General features: G+C 56.4%; 13 protein-coding genes. 2 read left to right on the forward strand and 11 right to left on the reverse strand.

The annotated features are described in order from the left end of the window. Positions 1 to 170: 170 nt before the first annotated feature. Both serA and rpiA read right to left on the reverse strand, forming a co-directional pair. Positions 171 to 1,403, reverse strand: a complete 1,233-nt coding sequence (gene serA / locus ACOTZP_RS11550; RefSeq protein WP_022649321.1) for a phosphoglycerate dehydrogenase — start codon at positions 1,401 to 1,403, stop codon at positions 171 to 173. Positions 1,404 to 1,668: 265 nt separating this feature from the next. After that, on the reverse strand, positions 1,669 to 2,328 hold the full coding sequence (rpiA, locus tag ACOTZP_RS11555) for a ribose-5-phosphate isomerase RpiA (protein WP_022649322.1): 660 nt from the start codon (positions 2,326 to 2,328) through the stop codon (positions 1,669 to 1,671). Positions 2,329 to 2,455: 127 nt separating this feature from the next. Here rpiA and argP point away from each other — a divergent pair, with 127 nt between their 5' ends. Next, positions 2,456 to 3,349, forward strand: coding sequence for a DNA-binding transcriptional regulator ArgP (gene argP / locus ACOTZP_RS11560; RefSeq protein WP_003860089.1), 894 nt, complete (start codon positions 2,456 to 2,458; stop codon positions 3,347 to 3,349). A 42-nt stretch (positions 3,350 to 3,391) separates the two neighbouring features. Here argP and ACOTZP_RS11565 read toward each other — a convergent pair whose 3' ends face one another. From ACOTZP_RS11565 to tkt, 7 genes are all read right to left on the reverse strand, one after another. Next, positions 3,392 to 4,114, reverse strand: a complete 723-nt coding sequence (locus ACOTZP_RS11565) for an oxidative stress defense protein (RefSeq protein WP_022649323.1) — start codon at positions 4,112 to 4,114, stop codon at positions 3,392 to 3,394. A gap of 92 nt (positions 4,115 to 4,206) precedes the next feature. Then, entirely contained in the window at positions 4,207 to 4,842 is a 636-nt protein-coding gene (gene argO, locus ACOTZP_RS11570; protein WP_003860085.1) for an arginine exporter ArgO, read from the reverse strand. Between the two features lie 143 nt (positions 4,843 to 4,985). Continuing rightward, on the reverse strand, positions 4,986 to 5,840 hold the full coding sequence (locus tag ACOTZP_RS11575; RefSeq protein WP_022649325.1) for a small-conductance mechanosensitive channel MscS: 855 nt from the start codon (positions 5,838 to 5,840) through the stop codon (positions 4,986 to 4,988). Positions 5,841 to 6,028: 188 nt separating this feature from the next. Continuing rightward, complete coding sequence (fbaA, locus tag ACOTZP_RS11580) at positions 6,029 to 7,108, reverse strand: class II fructose-bisphosphate aldolase (protein WP_017692704.1); 1,080 nt, start codon at positions 7,106 to 7,108, stop codon at positions 6,029 to 6,031. Between the two features lie 92 nt (positions 7,109 to 7,200). Continuing rightward, a complete protein-coding gene (pgk, locus tag ACOTZP_RS11585; protein ID WP_023298554.1) occupies positions 7,201 to 8,364 on the reverse strand; it encodes a phosphoglycerate kinase in 1,164 nt (387 codons plus the stop codon). 49 nt (positions 8,365 to 8,413) lie between these two features. Further along, entirely contained in the window at positions 8,414 to 9,433 is a 1,020-nt protein-coding gene (gene epd, locus ACOTZP_RS11590; RefSeq protein WP_022649326.1) for an erythrose-4-phosphate dehydrogenase, read from the reverse strand. Positions 9,434 to 9,789: 356 nt separating this feature from the next. Then, positions 9,790 to 11,781: a transketolase gene (tkt, locus tag ACOTZP_RS11595; protein WP_022649333.1), complete on the reverse strand. Its 1,992-nt coding sequence runs from the start codon at positions 11,779 to 11,781 to the stop codon at positions 9,790 to 9,792. A gap of 272 nt (positions 11,782 to 12,053) precedes the next feature. Between tkt and ACOTZP_RS11600 the strand changes: the two genes are divergently transcribed. Next, on the forward strand, positions 12,054 to 12,812 hold the full coding sequence (locus ACOTZP_RS11600; RefSeq protein WP_003860073.1) for a M48 family metallopeptidase: 759 nt from the start codon (positions 12,054 to 12,056) through the stop codon (positions 12,810 to 12,812). A gap of 45 nt (positions 12,813 to 12,857) precedes the next feature. On the opposite strand, the gene ACOTZP_RS11605 is transcribed toward ACOTZP_RS11600, so the two are convergent. Together ACOTZP_RS11605 and ACOTZP_RS11610 are read right to left on the reverse strand one after the other, a co-directional pair. Continuing rightward, on the reverse strand, positions 12,858 to 14,498 hold the full coding sequence (locus ACOTZP_RS11605) for a thiamine pyrophosphate-binding protein (protein ID WP_045623024.1): 1,641 nt from the start codon (positions 14,496 to 14,498) through the stop codon (positions 12,858 to 12,860). A 13-nt stretch (positions 14,499 to 14,511) separates the two neighbouring features. Beyond that, positions 14,512 to 15,981: an aldehyde dehydrogenase gene (locus ACOTZP_RS11610; RefSeq protein ID WP_271075154.1), complete on the reverse strand. Its 1,470-nt coding sequence runs from the start codon at positions 15,979 to 15,981 to the stop codon at positions 14,512 to 14,514. Position 15,982 lies beyond the last annotated feature (1 nt).

A 15,982-nucleotide genomic window follows, 5' to 3' on the forward strand; every position in this document is an offset into this window, starting at 1 on the left:
ACACAGACCGCACGACCGTTGTAGGTCGGGTAAGCGTGAGCGCCACCCGACACACAGACCGCACGAACATTGTAGGTCGGGTAAGCGTAAGCGCCACCCGACACCACAGACCGCACGAACATTGTAGGTCGGGTAAGCGTAAGCGCCACCCGACACCACAGACCGCACTATCAGTACAGCAGACGCGCGCGAATCGTCCCCGGAATGGCCTTCATGCTCTGCAATGCTTTCTCAGCAATGTCTTCATCCGCTTCAATATCAATCACCACATAACCCATCTGCGCGTTCGTTTGCAGATACTGCGCGGCAATGTTGACGCCCTGTTCGGCAAAGATCTGGTTGATAGCAGTCAGCACGCCCGGACGGTTTTCGTGAATGTGCAGCAGACGACGCCCGCCGTGTAGCGGCAGAGACACTTCCGGGAAGTTCACCGCAGAGAGCGTTGAACCGTTGTCGGAATATTTGCTCAGCTTGCCCGCCACTTCCAGGCCGATATTCTCCTGCGCTTCCTGAGTAGAACCGCCGATGTGCGGCGTCAGGATCACGTTGTCGAACTCGCACAGTGGAGAGGTGAACGGATCGCTGTTGGTGGCCGGTTCCGTCGGGAACACGTCAATCGCCGCACCCGCCAGATGCTTACGCTTCAGCGCATCGCACAGGGCAGGAATATCGACCACTGTACCGCGCGCGGCGTTGATCAGCAGTGAGCCCGGCTTCATCAGCGCCAGCTCTTCCGCTCCCATCATGTTTTTTGTGGACGCATTTTCCGGCACGTGCAGGCTGACCACGTCGCTCATGTTCAGCAGGTCAGAAAGATGCTGCACCTGCGTCGCGTTACCCAGCGGCAGTTTGTTTTCGATATCGTAGAAAAACACGTGCATGCCAAGGGATTCCGCCAGAATACCAAGCTGCGTACCGATGTGGCCGTAACCAATAATCCCGAGTTTTTTACCACGCGCTTCGTAGGAGCCCGCGGCCAGCTTATTCCACACGCCGCGGTGCGCTTTGGCGTTAGCTTCCGGAATACCGCGAAGGAGTAGCAGCAGCTCGCCAATCACCAGCTCCGCCACGGAACGGGTGTTGGAGAACGGGGCGTTAAAAACCGGGATACCGCGTTTTGCGGCGGCATTCAGATCAACCTGATTGGTACCGATACAGAAACAGCCAATCGCCACCAGCTTTTCCGCCGCAGCAATAACGTCTTCAGTCAGTTGGGTACGGGATCGCAGGCCAATGAAATGGGCATCACGGATGGACGCTTTCAGCTCTTCAGTATCCAGCGCGCCTTTGTGAAATTCGATGTTGGTGTAACCTGCAGCGCGAAGGCTATCGAGCGCTTTCTGGTGCACGCCTTCAACCAGCAGGAATTTAATCTTGTCTTTCTCCAGTGATACCTTTGCCATTTACCCGACCCTGTTTTTATCTGAACTGATGTTGTGCTGGATATAAATCCCGTGCAGCCAACATATCAAAAAAAACTATTGCAGCAATATGAACGTTTGCGTCGGCACTCTGAAGAAAAGTCATACAGAGCAAAATGACAGAGGAAAATGCTATGGAAATTTACAAACGCGGCAGGATCGGCAAAAGAGGCGGAAAAACGTGACACAAGTCACCGAATTTAGCTTTTCAAAATTTTTTAGCGGGGGGAGCGCTCCCCCCGTCAGATCATTTTACGATGGTTTTTACACCGTCAGCCGTGCCGATCAGCGCCACATCCGCGCCACGGTTGGCAAATAACCCTACTGTAACGACGCCCGGAATGCCGTTGATCGCATTTTCCAGCGCAATGGCATCGAGGATCTCAAGGCCGTGAACGTCGAGGATCACGTTGCCGTTGTCGGTCACCACACCCTGACGGTATTCCGGACGACCACCCAGCTTCACCAGTTGACGTGCCACGGCACTGCGCGCCATCGGGATCACTTCGACCGGCAGCGGGAAACTCCCCAGAATGTCGACCTGCTTGGAGGCGTCCGCGATGCAGATGAACTTATCCGCCACGGAGGCAATGATTTTTTCACGGGTCAGCGCCGCGCCACCGCCTTTGATCATCTGCATGTGGCCGTTGATTTCATCCGCGCCATCAACGTAAATGCCCAGACGGTCCACTTCGTTGAGGTCGAAAACAGTGATGCCGAGGCTTTTCAGCTTTTCCGTGGAAGCATCGGAGCTCGAAACCGCGCCCTCGATTTGCCCCTTCATCGTGCCCAGCGCATCGATAAAGTGTGCCGCCGTCGACCCCGTACCAACACCGACAATGGTACCCGGCTGTACGTACTGGAGAGCGGCCCATCCTACTGCTTTTTTCAGTTCATCCTGCGTCATGATCGTTTTGCCTGTGGTGTGAAAACTCAGGGCGCATTATAGAACACGTCGAATGGATTTCGTCTGCCACGAAGGGAAAATTGTGTCATAGTGCAGATTAAGCAAAATTAAGGAGTCAGCCAGAGCAATGAAACGTCCGGACTACAGAACACTACAGGCACTTGATGCAGTTATTCGTGAACGCGGTTTTGAGCGCGCGGCGCAAAAGCTGTGCATCACCCAGTCCGCCGTATCACAGCGTATCAAACAGCTTGAAAACATGTTCGGGCAGCCGCTGCTGGTGCGTACCGTACCGCCGCGTCCAACGGAGCAAGGACAAAAGCTCCTCGCCCTGCTGCGCCAGGTTGAACTGCTGGAAGACGAGTGGCTGGGCGATGAACAGACCGGCTCCACGCCGCTGCTGCTGTCGCTGGCGGTGAACGCCGACAGTCTGGCAACCTGGCTGCTGCCGGCCCTTGCGCCGGTGCTGGCCGACTCCCCTATCCGCCTGAATCTCCAGGTTGAAGATGAAACCCGCACCCAGGAACGTCTGCGTCGCGGCGAAGTGGTTGGTGCCGTCAGTATTCAGCCTCAGGCGCTGCCAAGCTGTCTGGTGGATCAGTTGGGCGCGCTGGATTACCTCTTCGTCGGTTCAAAAGCCTTTGCCGAGCGCTATTTCCCGAACGGTGTGACCCGCGCCGCGCTGCTGAAAGCGCCTGCCGTCGCGTTCGACCATCTGGACGATATGCATCAGGCCTTCCTGCAGCAAAACTTCGATCTGCCGCCGGGCAGCGTGCCGTGTCATATCGTTAACTCGTCCGAAGCCTTCGTGCAGCTTGCACGTCAGGGAACCACCTGCTGCATGATCCCGCATCTGCAGATTGAGAAAGAGTTGAAAAGCGGTGAGCTGATTGATTTAACTCCGGGGCTGTATCAGCGCCGGATGTTGTACTGGCACCGTTTTGCGCCGGAAAGCCGCATGATGCGCAACGTCACCGACGCGCTGCTGGCGTTTGGGCATAAGGTGTTAAGACAGGATTGAAAAACAAGCCGGGTGGCGGCTTCGCCTTACCCGGCCTACGGGTTACTGAGCTGGCTTTTCAGTCGGCTCCAGCTGGAACACCACATCAACCTGATCGTCGAACTGAATGGTTGGCTGCTCGTAGGTTTCCTGAGCAGAAACCGGCGCGGCGTCCGCTTTCATCATCCGCACCATCGGGCTTGGCTGGTAGTTTGAAACGTGGTAACGCACGCTGTAAACCGGACCGAGCTTGCTCTTGAAGCCGGATGCCAGCTGCTGTGCCTGATGAATGGCATCATCAATCGCCGCTTTACGCGCTTCGTCTTTATACTTCTCCGGTTGCGCAACGCCCAGCGAGACGGAACGAATTTCGTTCAGCCCTGCCTTCAGCGCACCATCCAGCAATCCGTTGAGCTTATCAAGCTGGCGCACGGTCACTTCTACAGTACGCACGGCGCGATAGCCTTTCAGGATGCTTTTGCCGTTCTGGTAATCGTAATCCGGTTGAGTACGCAGGTTCGCAGAGCTGATGTCTTTTTTCGCGACACCGTTCTGTTCCAGGAAAGAGAGGTATTGCGCAACACGATCGTCTGCCTGTTTCTTGGCGGAAGCAGCATCTTTCGCCGCCACGTTCACTTCAATTGCCAGGGTTGCAACATCCGGTACCGCATCCACGCTTGCCGTACCTGAAGTGACAATGTGCGGGCCGTTTGGCAGTTCATTCGCCTGCACCGACACCGCACCTAAACTTACTAATGCCGCCAGGGCCATCACCTTAAACTTCACTGTCATTCCTCCATGTTGCGAAGAGTGCCCTGTTAACAGGGCTCATGCCAGCAAGCTTAGCGGGTCTTGTTCAGATGTCCATAAGACAACGCTTAGTTGAACAATCCCTGTACGTGATGAATGCCCTCTTTCGCCAGCTGGAAGGCAATAAACCACATCACCAGCCCCACCAGGGTATTGATAATGCGCTGCGCTTTGGCGGTACGCAGTCGTGGCGCCAGCCACGCCGCCAGGATCGCAAGACCAAAGAACCAGAGGAAGGAGGCGCTGACCGTACCGAGCGCAAACCAGCGTTTGGGCTCAACGTCCAGCTGTCCCCCCAGGCTGCCGAGCACCACGAACGTATCAAGATAAACGTGCGGGTTAAGCCATGTCACGGCGAGCATGGTGACGATAATCTTCCAGCGCCCTTGCTTCATCACTTCGGCGCTCGCCAGCTCAAGATTGCTGCTCATGGCCGTTTTCAGGGCGCCAAACCCGTACCACAGCAGAAACGCTACGCCGCCCCAGGTAACCAGCGCCAGCAGCCACGGCGACTGCATCAACAGGGCGCTGCCGCCAAAAATCCCGGCGCAAATCAGCAGCAGATCGCTCACCGCGCACAGCAAGGCAATCATCAGATGGTACTGACGGCGGATGCCCTGATTCATCACGAACGCATTTTGTGGACCAAGGGGAAGGATCATGGCCGCACCTAACGCAAGCCCTTGAAAATAGTAAGATAACATAACGTAATTCTCGCAGAGTTGTCCTGGGGCAGACTATACTGCGGGAACGACATTAGAGGAAATGGATAATATTAATTGGGGATTAGCGGGGCTAATAAAAGAAAAGCCCGGTGTCGCTGACGCTTACCGGGCCTACGGAGACGTTACTCTGCTTCTTTGACTTTTTTGACGTTTACGTCCATCTGCGGGTACGGGAAGCTGATGCCGTTAGCATCGAAGTCACGCTTAATGCGCTCCAGCACATCCCAGTAAACGTTTTGCAGATCGCTGCTTTTGCTCCAGATGCGCACCACAAAATTAATGGATGATGCGCCCAGTTCATTCAGACGAACGGTCTGCTCGCGGTCCTTCAGAATACGGTCATCTGAAGCAATGATGTTGGTAATCAGAGACTTCACCTGATCGATATCGGAATCGTACGCCACGCTGATGATCAGCTCGTTACGACGCACCGGCTCGCGGGAGAAGTTAATGATATTGCCGGCAATGATTTTCCCGTTCGGTACCACCACAATACGACCGTCGACAGTACGCAGAGTGGTAGAGAAAATCTGTACCTGCAACACGGTACCCGCGATCCCGCCTAAATCCACGTATTCACCGGAACGGAACGGACGGAAGGTTACCAGCAGTACGCCCGCCGCCAGGTTCGACAGCGAACCCTGTAATGCCAGACCAATGGCCAGACCGGCAGCACCGAGCACAGCGATGACGGATGCCGTCTGCACGCCGACACGCCCCAGCGCCGCAATCAGCGTAAAGGCGATGATGCCGTAACGCACCAGCGCGGAGAGGAAATCGGCGACCGTGGCGTCAATGTGACGTGCAACCATCACCCGGTTGACCGCGTTCGATACGATACGCGCCACGATCATCCCGACAATGATGATGGCAATAGCGGCAACAATATTCACAGCGTAGCTCAGCAGTAGCGCCTGGTTGCGCACCAGCCAGTTACCCGCGTGATTGATGCTGTCTACAACATCAAGTTGTTCCATTTATTCTTCCTTTTGCTAAACCAAAACACAAAATCTATCCCTTAAGGGGACAGGCAGGTCAGTAAAGGGTAAACAAAAAGAGCGGGTAATGCCAAACAGATCACAAAATCAGGTATTGCAGGATATTGAAAAAGCATAAAAAAAGGCCCGCATTTGCGGGCCTTCTGATGTGCTGTCAGCAGTACAAATTACAGAACGTCAACCGCGTTCAGTTCTTTGAATGCCTGCTCCAGACGAGTAATCATAGAAGTCTGGGCAGCGCGCAGCCATACGCGTGGATCGTAGTATTTCTTGTTCGGCTGGTCTTCGCCTTTCGGGTTGCCCAGCTGACCTTGCAGGTAAGCTTCGTTGGTTTTGTAGTATTGCAGGATACCGTCCCAGGTTGCCCACTGGGTGTCGGTATCGATGTTCATTTTCACTACGCCGTAGCTTACGGAATCTTTGATTTCCTGAGCAGAAGAACCGGAACCGCCGTGGAAGACGAAGTTCAGGCTGTTGTGCGGCAGGTTGTGTTTCTTAGACACATATTCCTGAGAATCACGCAGGATGGTCGGGGTCAGAACCACGTTACCTGGCTTGTACACGCCATGCACGTTACCGAAGGATGCTGCGATGGTGAAGCGTGGGCTGATTTTGCTCAGCTCGGTGTAAGCGTAATCAACGTCTTCTGGCTGAGTGTACAGAGCAGAAGCGTCCATGTGGCTGTTGTCCACACCGTCTTCTTCACCGCCGGTGCAACCCAGTTCGATTTCCAGGGTCATGCCCATTTTGGACATACGCGCCAGGTACTTAGAGCAGATCTCGATGTTTTCTTCCAGAGACTCTTCGGACAGGTCGATCATGTGAGAAGAGAACAGTGGCTTACCGGTTGCTGCGAAGTGTTTTTCACCTGCGTCCAGCAGACCGTCGATCCATGGCAGCAGTTTTTTCGCGCAGTGGTCAGTGTGCAGGATAACCGGAACACCGTAGTGCTCAGCCATCTGGTGAACATGATGTGCGCCAGAGATAGCACCCAGGATAGCAGCGCCCTGAGGAACGTCAGTTTTCACGCCTTTACCTGCGATGAACGCAGCGCCGCCGTTAGAGAACTGAACGATAACCGGTGCTTTAACTTTTGCAGCGGTTTCCAGTACGGCATTGATGGAGTCGGTACCTACGCAGTTAACTGCTGGCAGAGCGAAGTTGTTTTCTTTAGCTACCTGGAACACTTTCTGTACGTCATCACCAGTGATAACGCCAGGTTTTACGAAATCAAAAATTTTAGACATGTTGCTTAGTCCTGTATCTTCGGCCGTTAGAAAAGGTGCGAGCTCTGATAAGCGCGCTGAAAATTGGGCAGGTTTCCCTGCCCCTGAATGGCTTACTTCTTAGCGCGCTCTTCGAGCATTGCTACTGCTGGCAGGACTTTGCCTTCCACGAATTCGAGGAATGCGCCGCCACCAGTGGATATGTAGGAGATCTTGTCAGCGATACCGAACAGGTCGATAGCTGCCAGGGTGTCACCACCGCCTGCGATAGAGAACGCTTCGCTGTCTGCGATAGCGTTAGCCACGATTTCAGTCCCTTTGCGGAAGTTCGGGAATTCGAACACGCCGACAGGACCGTTCCACAGGATAGTTTTTGCGTTTTTCAGGATTTCAGCCAGTTTCTGTGCAGAAACGTCGCCCAGGTCCAGAATCTGCTCTTCATCTTTGATGTCATTAACAGATTTAAGGGTTGCGGTAGCAGTTTCGGAGAACTCGGTCGCCACGCGAACGTCAGTTGGAACCGGGATATCACAGGTGCTCAGCAGGCGTTTGGCTTCGTCAACCAGATCCGCTTCGTAAAGGGATTTACCCACGTTGTGGCCTTGCGCAGCAACGAAGGTGTTCGCGATACCACCGCCAACGATCAGCTGGTCAGCGATTTTGGACAGGGAATCCAGAACGGTCAGTTTGGTAGAAACTTTAGAACCACCAACGATAGCGACCATAGGACGAGCAGGTTCTTTCAGTGCTTTACCCAGCGCTTCCAGTTCATCAGCCAGCAGTGGACCTGCACAGGCGACGTCTGCGAATTTACCGATACCGTGGGTAGAAGCCTGCGCACGGTGAGCCGTACCGAATGCATCCATCACGAATACGTCGCACAGCGCAGCGTATTTTTTGGACAGGGTTTCGTCGTCTTTCTTTTCGCCTTTGTTGAAGCGAACGTTTTCCAGAACAACCAGCTCACCTTCGGCAACTTCCACGCCGTCCAGGTAATCTTTCACCAGGCGAACCGGGTTGGACAGTTTGTCTTTCAGGTAATTAACAACCGGCAGCAGAGAGAACTCTTCGTTGTACTCGCCTTCAGTTGGACGGCCCAGGTGGGAGGTGACCATCACTTTAGCGCCCTGCTTCAGAGCCAGTTCAATGGTTGGCAGAGATGCACGGATACGCGCGTCGCTGGTCACTTTGCCATCTTTAACCGGTACGTTCAGATCGGCACGGATGAAAACGCGTTTACCTGCCAGATCCAGATCGGTCATCTTAATTACAGACATGGTGAATCCTCTCGTTGATTCTTAAAGTTTTGCAAGCGCAAGGTGCGCTCTACCTGAAACCTTTTGCGGCCATGGCTAACGTGGTGTCGAGCATTCGGTTAGCAAAGCCCCATTCGTTATCACACCAGACCAGCGTCTTGATGAGGTGCGCACCACTGACTCGCGTCTGCGTGCCATCCACGATGGCGCTGTGCGGGTCGTGGTTAAAATCTACTGAGACCAACGGTAATTCCGTATAGTCAACTATACCATGAAATGCTCCCTGTGCCGCTTTTTGCAGCAACAGGTTGACTTCACAGGCTTTTACCGGTTTTTTCACCGTCACGCTAAGATCGATTGCGGTGACGTTTATCGTCGGGACGCGCACGGCAATCGCTTCGAAACGGTCGTTAAACTGCGGGAAAATACGCGTGATCCCTGCAGCCAGTTTCGTATCCACCGGAATGATGGACTGGCTCGCCGCGCGAGTGCGTCGTAAATCCGGATGGTAGGCGTCGATAACCTGCTGATCGTGCATGGCGGAGTGAATCGTGGTCACGGTACCGGATTCAATGCCATACGCATCGTCTAACAGTTTAATGACCGGAATAATGCAGTTGGTGGTACAGGAGGCGTTGGAGACAATGCGGTGTTCAGCCTGCAGCTCGTGCTGGTTGACACCAAACACGACGGTGGCGTCGAGGTCGTGACTGCCGGGATGGGAGAACAGCACTTTTTTCGCGCCAGCATTCAGATGCGCTTCGCCATGTTCACGGTTACCGTACACGCCGGTACAGTCCAGCACCACATCCACACCCAGTTCGCGCCAGGGCAGCTCTTCAATACTGTTCTCATGCAGCACGCGGATGGCATCGTCACCGACGAACAGCTGTTCCCTTTCCTGGCGAACGTCCCAGGCGAAGCGACCGTGGCTGGTGTCATATTTCAACAAATGCGCCATGCCCGCAGCATCCGCCAGTTCATTGATTGCCACCACGGTGATTTCCGCACGACGCCCGGATTCATATAAAGCACGAACCACGTTGCGCCCGATGCGACCGAAGCCATTAATCGCTACGCGTACGGTCATAGATCTCCTGCAAAGCTATCCCTGAGTTTGAGGTGGCTGAAAGAGTAATCCAGCGACGCCCGAAGGGGAATCCTTGCTGTCACAAACTGCGATTGATTGGTCAATTGTCGAACATTTAATCGACTGAAACGCTTCAGCAAGAATAAGCGAATCGGGGAATAAAAGGAATCTCTGTCCAGATGAATAAGCGAGCTATATGACTTGCATCACATTTTCGGTGGAATAATTTACAGAGCAGTTACATGTCTGAGGAATCGTGCATACAAAAAAGCCGGGTGGCGCTAACGCTTACCCGGCCTACATTTAATGCCATTTGTAGGCCCGGTAAGCGTTAGCGCCACCGGGCAAAACGGCAATTACAGCAGTTCTTTCGCTTTAGCGACAACGTTCTCAACGGTGAAGCCGAACTCTTCGAACAGCAGCTCTGCCGGAGCAGATTCACCGAAGGTGGTCATACCGACGATAGCGCCGTTCAGACCCACGTATTTGAACCAGTAATCAGCGATACCCGCTTCCACTGCCACGCGAGCGGAGACCGCTTTAGGCAGTACAGATTCGCGGTACGCGGCATCCTGCTTGTCGAACGCATCGGTAGACGGCATGGAAACCACGCGCGCTTTCACGCCTTCAGCAGTCAGTTTTTCCCATGCGGCAACGGCCAGTTCAACTTCAGAACCGGTCGCGATAAAGATCAGCTCAGGCTGGCCCGCGCAATCTTTCAGCACGTAACCACCGCGGGCGATGTTTGCCAGCTGCTCTGGGGTACGTTCCTGCTGCGCCAGGTTCTGACGGGAGAGGATCAGCGCAGTCGGGCCGTCCTGACGCTCAACGCCGTATTTCCACGCCACCGCAGATTCAACCTGGTCACATGGACGCCATGTGCTCATGTTCGGGGTCACGCGCAGGGAAGCCACCTGCTCTACCGGCTGGTGAGTTGGACCATCTTCGCCCAGACCGATGGAGTCGTGGGTGTAGACCATCACCTGACGCTGTTTCATCAGCGCGGCCATACGCACGGCGTTACGTGCATACTCTACGAACATCAGGAAGGTAGAGGTGTACGGCAGGAAACCACCGTGCAGAGCGATACCGTTGGCAATCGCGGTCATACCGAATTCACGTACACCATAATGGATGTAGTTACCGGCAGTGTCTTCGTTGATTGGCTTAGAGCCAGACCACAGGGTCAGGTTAGATGGCGCCAGGTCAGCGGAACCGCCGAGGAATTCTGGAAGCAGAGGACCAAACGCTTCGATCGCATTCTGAGACGCTTTACGGCTGGCGATTTTAGACGGGTTCGCCTGCAACTTCGCAATGAACTCGTTCGCTTTCGCGTCGAAGTCAGACGGCATGTCGCCTTTCATACGACGGGTGAATTCAGCCGCTTCCTGTGGGAAGGCTTTCGCGTAAGCCGCGAACTTCTCGTTCCAGGCTGCTTCTTTCGCCTGGCCCACTTCTTTCGCATCCCACTGCGCGTAGATTTCAGATGGGATTTCGAAGGCAGGGTGTTTCCAGCCAAGCGCTTCACGGGTCAGTGCGATTTCCGCGTCGCCCAGTGGTGCGCCGTGGGAGTCGTGAGTGCCCGCTTTGTTCGGAGAACCGAAGCCGATGATGGTTTTGCACATCAGCAGGGACGGTTTGTCGGTCACGGCGCGCGCTTCTTCTACGGCACGTTTAATCGAGTCAGCATCGTGGCCATCAACGCCGCGCACAACGTGCCAGCCGTAGGCTTCGAAACGTGCGGCGGTGTCGTCAGTGAACCAGCCTTCAACGTGACCGTCGATGGAGATGCCGTTGTCGTCGTAGAACGCAACCAGTTTACCCAGCTTCAGGGTGCCTGCCAGGGAGCACACTTCGTGAGAAATGCCTTCCATCATGCAGCCGTCGCCCAGGAACGCATAGGTGAAGTGGTCAACGATGTCGTGGCCAGGACGGTTGAACTGTGCCGCCAGGGTCTTCTCAGCAATCGCCATACCCACGGCATTCGCAATGCCCTGACCCAGCGGACCGGTAGTGGTTTCAACGCCAGCGGTGTAGCCCACTTCCGGGTGACCTGGAGTTTTGGAGTGCAGCTGACGGAAGTTTTTCAGCTCTTCAATTGGCAGATCGTAGCCAGTGAGGTGCAGCAGGCTGTAGATCAGCATAGAGCCATGGCCGTTAGACAGCACGAAACGGTCGCGGTCTGCCCATGCCGGGTTCTGCGGGTTGTGGTTAAGGAAATCACGCCACAGGACTTCGGCGATGTCAGCCATGCCCATAGGGGCGCCCGGGTGGCCGGATTTGGCTTTCTGTACTGCGTCCATGCTCAGCGCACGAATAGCATTAGCAAGCTCTTTACGTGAGGACATTTTAACTCCAGATCGGACTGTTAAAGGCCATGCCCTTGACGACAGCGCGTTTTGGGCTACGCCGGAAAAAAGTGCCAACAATGTAACCCAAGCCGCAGGGCATGTACATGGACCATTCTTTTGCAGCTTAAGAAATCTCTGGATCATGCTCGCATGTTGCGCAATCTACTCGCCCGCCCCTGTAGATATTCCTTATACTTAGCCCGACACCGGCTTCGTTGACGGTGCATTTTTCGGAATTAATTCAGATTAACGAGTACGGAAGCAACATCATGAAAATGCGTGCAATTGGGCTGGCTGTGGGAACAACGCTCCTGCTAAGCGGCTGTCAGAATATGGATTCTAACGGCCTGATGACCTCAGGCGCAGAAGCTTTTCAGGCCTACTCATTGAGCGATGCGCAGGTGAAAGCGCTGAGCGACGAGGCCTGTAAGGATATGGATGGAAAAGCTACGCTTGCCCCGGCAAACAGCACCTACACGCAGCGTCTGAACAAGATTGCTTCCGCGCTGGGCGACAACATTAACGGTCAGCCGGTTAACTACAAGGTGTATATGGCGAAAGACGTCAACGCCTTCGCGATGGCTAACGGCTGTATCCGCGTTTACAGCGGCCTGATGGACATGATGACCGACAACGAAGTGGAAGCGGTGATCGGCCATGAAATGGGTCACGTTGCTCTCGGTCACGTGAAGAAAGGGATGCAGGTTGCGCTGGGCACCAATGCCGTGCGTGCTGCGGCGGCCTCTGCGGGCGGCATTGTCGGCAGCCTGTCCCAGTCGCAGCTGGGCGACGTGGGTGAGAAACTGGTTAACTCCCAGTTCTCCCAGCGTCAGGAGTCGGAAGCGGATGACTACTCTTACGATCTGTTGCGCAAACGCGGCATCAATCCATCGGGTTTAGCCACCAGCTTCGAAAAACTGGCGAAACTGGAGGAAGGCCGTCAAAGCTCCATGTTTGACGATCACCCGGCCTCCGTTGAACGCGCGCAGCATATCCGTGACCGCATGGCGGCAGACGGAATTAAATAAAACTTCGGCCCGGTGCGCGCCGCGCTACCGGGCAACAAGGCTCAATCAGTACAGCGTTTTCTGTGGCGGCCCGGCAAACTTAAGGGCGCCAATCTGCCCCATCCGCACCTCAACCACCGACGGCCCCGGCATCGCCAGCGCTTCCGTCATCACCGCATCAAAATCCTCGGCCCGCTCAACGCTCCAGGCCTGTAGGCCAATCGCCTGCGCCAGCAGGGTAAAATCCGGTGTATGCAGCGCGTTATAATACTGACGCCCGCCAAAATATTTATCCTGAATACCGCGCATTACGCCGTAGCCCCCGTCGTTCATGATGAGCAGCGTCACGTTGGCTTTCTCCTGCGCCAGCGTCGCCAGCTCGCCTAAATTGAGGCTCAGGCCGCCGTCGCCCACCAGTCCCACCACCCTGCGCTGCGGGTTAGCAATCGCGGTGCCGATGGCCATCGGCAGTCCCATACCAATCGCCCCGGCGAGAGAGTGAATGTTCAGCAGCGGACCGTTAGCCCTGAACAGGCGGCTACCCCACAGGCTGCCGGACACGGTGATATCGCGCACCAGCAGGCCGTCTTTCGGCAAGGCTTTTTCTATGGCGTCGTTAAGCTTCGCATAGGCGCCGCACTGCTCGCGCAGCCCCTGCTCAGCTTGCCCGACCGCCTGCTGCACCTGCATATCCCACTGGGCGTTGCCCCACTCGCGGCTCTGCACTTTTTTAGCCAGCGCGCCAAGCAGCGCTGAACAATCTGCTATCAACGTGCTATCCATCAGGTAGTTACGGCTGGCCGCCGCCGGGTCGATATCAATCTGCACCCGCGGGGACGGCAGCTCAAGCGTCCAGGAGCGGGTTTCGTTGCTGCGCAGACGTGAACCGGCGACCAGCGTAAAATCACACTGCGCAATCAGCGCCTCCACCGACGGCGAGTTGTGGAACGCCCGCAGGCTGGCGCGGTGGTCGTCCGGCAGCACGCCGCGCGCGTGGGTGCTGGAAATCACGGTGATGCCCGCATCCGCCAGTTTTTTCACCGCCTCAGCGCTTCCCAGCGCCCCGCCGCCCAGCCACAGCAGCGGCTGTTTCGCCTGTTTGAGCTGCGCCCACAGCGCGTCAACCATCCCGGTATCCACGGCTGGAACCGATGCCGGTTTGACCGGGGCGGTAACCAGCGACAGCGGAATTTTGGCGCCCTGAATATCAATCGGGATTTCCACCGAGACCGGTCCGCACGGCGGGGTCTGCGCGTCCTGGATGGCTTTATGCAGAATGGCTATCGCCTGATTCGCATTGCTGATACGGTACGCCCGTTTTGAGCTGGCCTTCAGGAAGGTCAGCTGATCGCGGGTTTCATGGATAAACCCGGTGTCGGCGTCCAGCCAGGCTTTCTCTACCTGCCCGGTTAAATGCAGCAGCGGCGTGCAGGCATTCATCGCTTCCACCAGCGCGCCTACCGCGTTCCCGGCCCCCGCGCCGGTGCTGGTCAGCGCCACGCCGAGGCCGGAAAAGCGCCCGTGAGCATCGGCCATGGTGACGGAACCGGCTTCACCGCGCGCGGGTACAAAGCGGATATTGCCCCGCTGCCCAACCGCATCCGCTATCGGCAGGTTGTGAATGGAGATGACGCCGTAGATGGCCTCAACCTGATACTGCTCCAGCGTTCTGGCGATGGCGTCGCCGACGGTTATCATTTCGCTCATTGCTCACCCTTTCTCAGTCGCACCAGTGGTTGACGCTGTTACCCGTCGCCAGATAAATGCTCTTTTGTTGCATCCAGGCTTTCAGCCCCTGGATACCCTTCTCGCGGCCCAGACCGCTCTCTTTAAAGCCCCCAAACGGGGTCGAAATCGCAAAAACTTTGTAGGTGTTGATCCACACCGTGCCTGCCTCCAGCTGCTCGCTGAGACGCAGGGCGCGCCCGGAATCGCGCGTCCAGATCCCCGCCGCCAGGCCGTAAACCGAGTCGTTCGCCTCGCTGATCAACGCCGCTTCATCGCCAAACGGCATCGCCACCAGCACCGGGCCGAAGATCTCCTCCTGACAGGCGCGAGCGCTGTTGTGTAGCCCTTCGATAATGGTTGGCTGGAAAAAGCTGCCGTTTGCCAGAGCGGGATCGGCGGGGATCTCGCCGCCGCACAGCACGCGGCCCCCTTCCCGCTTCGCCAGTTCGACGTACTCGATCACGCTTTGGCGATGTTTCTCGCCGATCAGCGGTCCTACATGCACGTCGTCGGTAAACGGATGCCCGACGCGCAGCCCGCGAGTTAATTCCAGCAGCCTCGCCATCAGCGGGGCGTAAATACTCTCGTGGATAAACAGCCGCGATCCGGCGATGCACGCCTGCCCCGCCGAGCTGAAAATGCCGTAGCAGATCCCGCGCGCCGCCTGTTCGATATCGGCATCCTCCAGCACGATTGTCGGCGATTTGCCGCCCAGCTCCAGCGAGGCCGGGATCAGTTTTTCCGCCGCCACGTGCGCCAGATGACGGCCCGTAGTGGTTCCGCCGGTAAAGGAAATTTTGCGCACGCGAGGATGACGCGCCAGCGCATCACCAATCACCGAGCCTTTGCCCGGCAGCACGCTCAGCAGCCCGGCGGGCAGCCCGGCCTGTTCAAAAATCCGCGCCAACTCCAGCGCCATCAGCGGCGTGGCTTCGGCGGGCTTGAGGATCACCGCGTTCCCGGCGGCAATCGCCGGTGCGACCTTCTGCATTTCGCTGGCAATCGGCGAGTTCCACGGCGTGATGGCCGCCACCACGCCAAGGGGCTCGTAGCGGCTCAGCGTCAGCAGATCCGGCTGGCGCGGTGTCGGAAGTTCACCCTCCAGCAGCTCGCAGGCGGCGGCAAAGTAGCGCGCCGTTCCCGCCGCGCTCATCACCAGCCCGCACGCTTCCGCCAGCGGCTTGCCGTTATCCCGGCTCTGCATCTGCGCCAGTTCATCCACACGGGATTCAATAAGATCCGCCACCTTGTGCAGGATCTTCGCCCGCACGTGCGGCAGGCTGTTACGCCAGGCGGGATCGCGCCAGGCGCGCTCTCCGGCGTCTACCGCCTCCTCCAGGTCATCCAGACTGGCGGCGTTCAGCGTCGCGTTGATCGACCCGTCTGCCGGGAAGTGGCTCTGCATCGGGTTACCTCCGCCGTGTCGCCACTGGCCGCCGATAAAAATCTTCAGATCGTCCATC

Origin of the sequence: Enterobacter cloacae complex sp. SYL001 (assembly GCF_049237025.1) — a bacterium.
GTDB classification, from domain to species: Bacteria; Pseudomonadota; Gammaproteobacteria; order Enterobacterales; family Enterobacteriaceae; genus Enterobacter; species Enterobacter intestinihominis.

Bases quoted from the DNA above. Each gene is read 5' to 3' on its own strand.
- serA (WP_022649321.1), bottom strand. From the start codon at position 1,403: ATGGCAAAGGTATCACTGGAGAAAGACAAGATTAAATTCCTGCTGGTT.
- rpiA (WP_022649322.1), bottom strand. From the start codon at position 2,328: ATGACGCAGGATGAACTGAAAAAAGCAGTAGGATGGGCCGCTCTCCAG.
- argP (WP_003860089.1), top strand. From the start codon at position 2,456: ATGAAACGTCCGGACTACAGAACACTACAGGCACTTGATGCAGTTATT.
- argO (WP_003860085.1), bottom strand. From the start codon at position 4,842: ATGTTATCTTACTATTTTCAAGGGCTTGCGTTAGGTGCGGCCATGATC.
- ACOTZP_RS11575 (WP_022649325.1), bottom strand. From the start codon at position 5,840: ATGGAACAACTTGATGTTGTAGACAGCATCAATCACGCGGGTAACTGG.
- fbaA (WP_017692704.1), bottom strand. From the start codon at position 7,108: ATGTCTAAAATTTTTGATTTCGTAAAACCTGGCGTTATCACTGGTGAT.
- pgk (WP_023298554.1), bottom strand. From the start codon at position 8,364: ATGTCTGTAATTAAGATGACCGATCTGGATCTGGCAGGTAAACGCGTT.
- epd (WP_022649326.1), bottom strand. From the start codon at position 9,433: ATGACCGTACGCGTAGCGATTAATGGCTTCGGTCGCATCGGGCGCAAC.
- tkt (WP_022649333.1), bottom strand. From the start codon at position 11,781: ATGTCCTCACGTAAAGAGCTTGCTAATGCTATTCGTGCGCTGAGCATG.
- ACOTZP_RS11600 (WP_003860073.1), top strand. From the start codon at position 12,054: ATGAAAATGCGTGCAATTGGGCTGGCTGTGGGAACAACGCTCCTGCTA.
- ACOTZP_RS11605 (WP_045623024.1), bottom strand. From the start codon at position 14,498: ATGAGCGAAATGATAACCGTCGGCGACGCCATCGCCAGAACGCTGGAG.
- ACOTZP_RS11610 (WP_271075154.1), bottom strand. From the start codon at position 15,981: ATGGACGATCTGAAGATTTTTATCGGCGGCCAGTGGCGACACGGCGGA.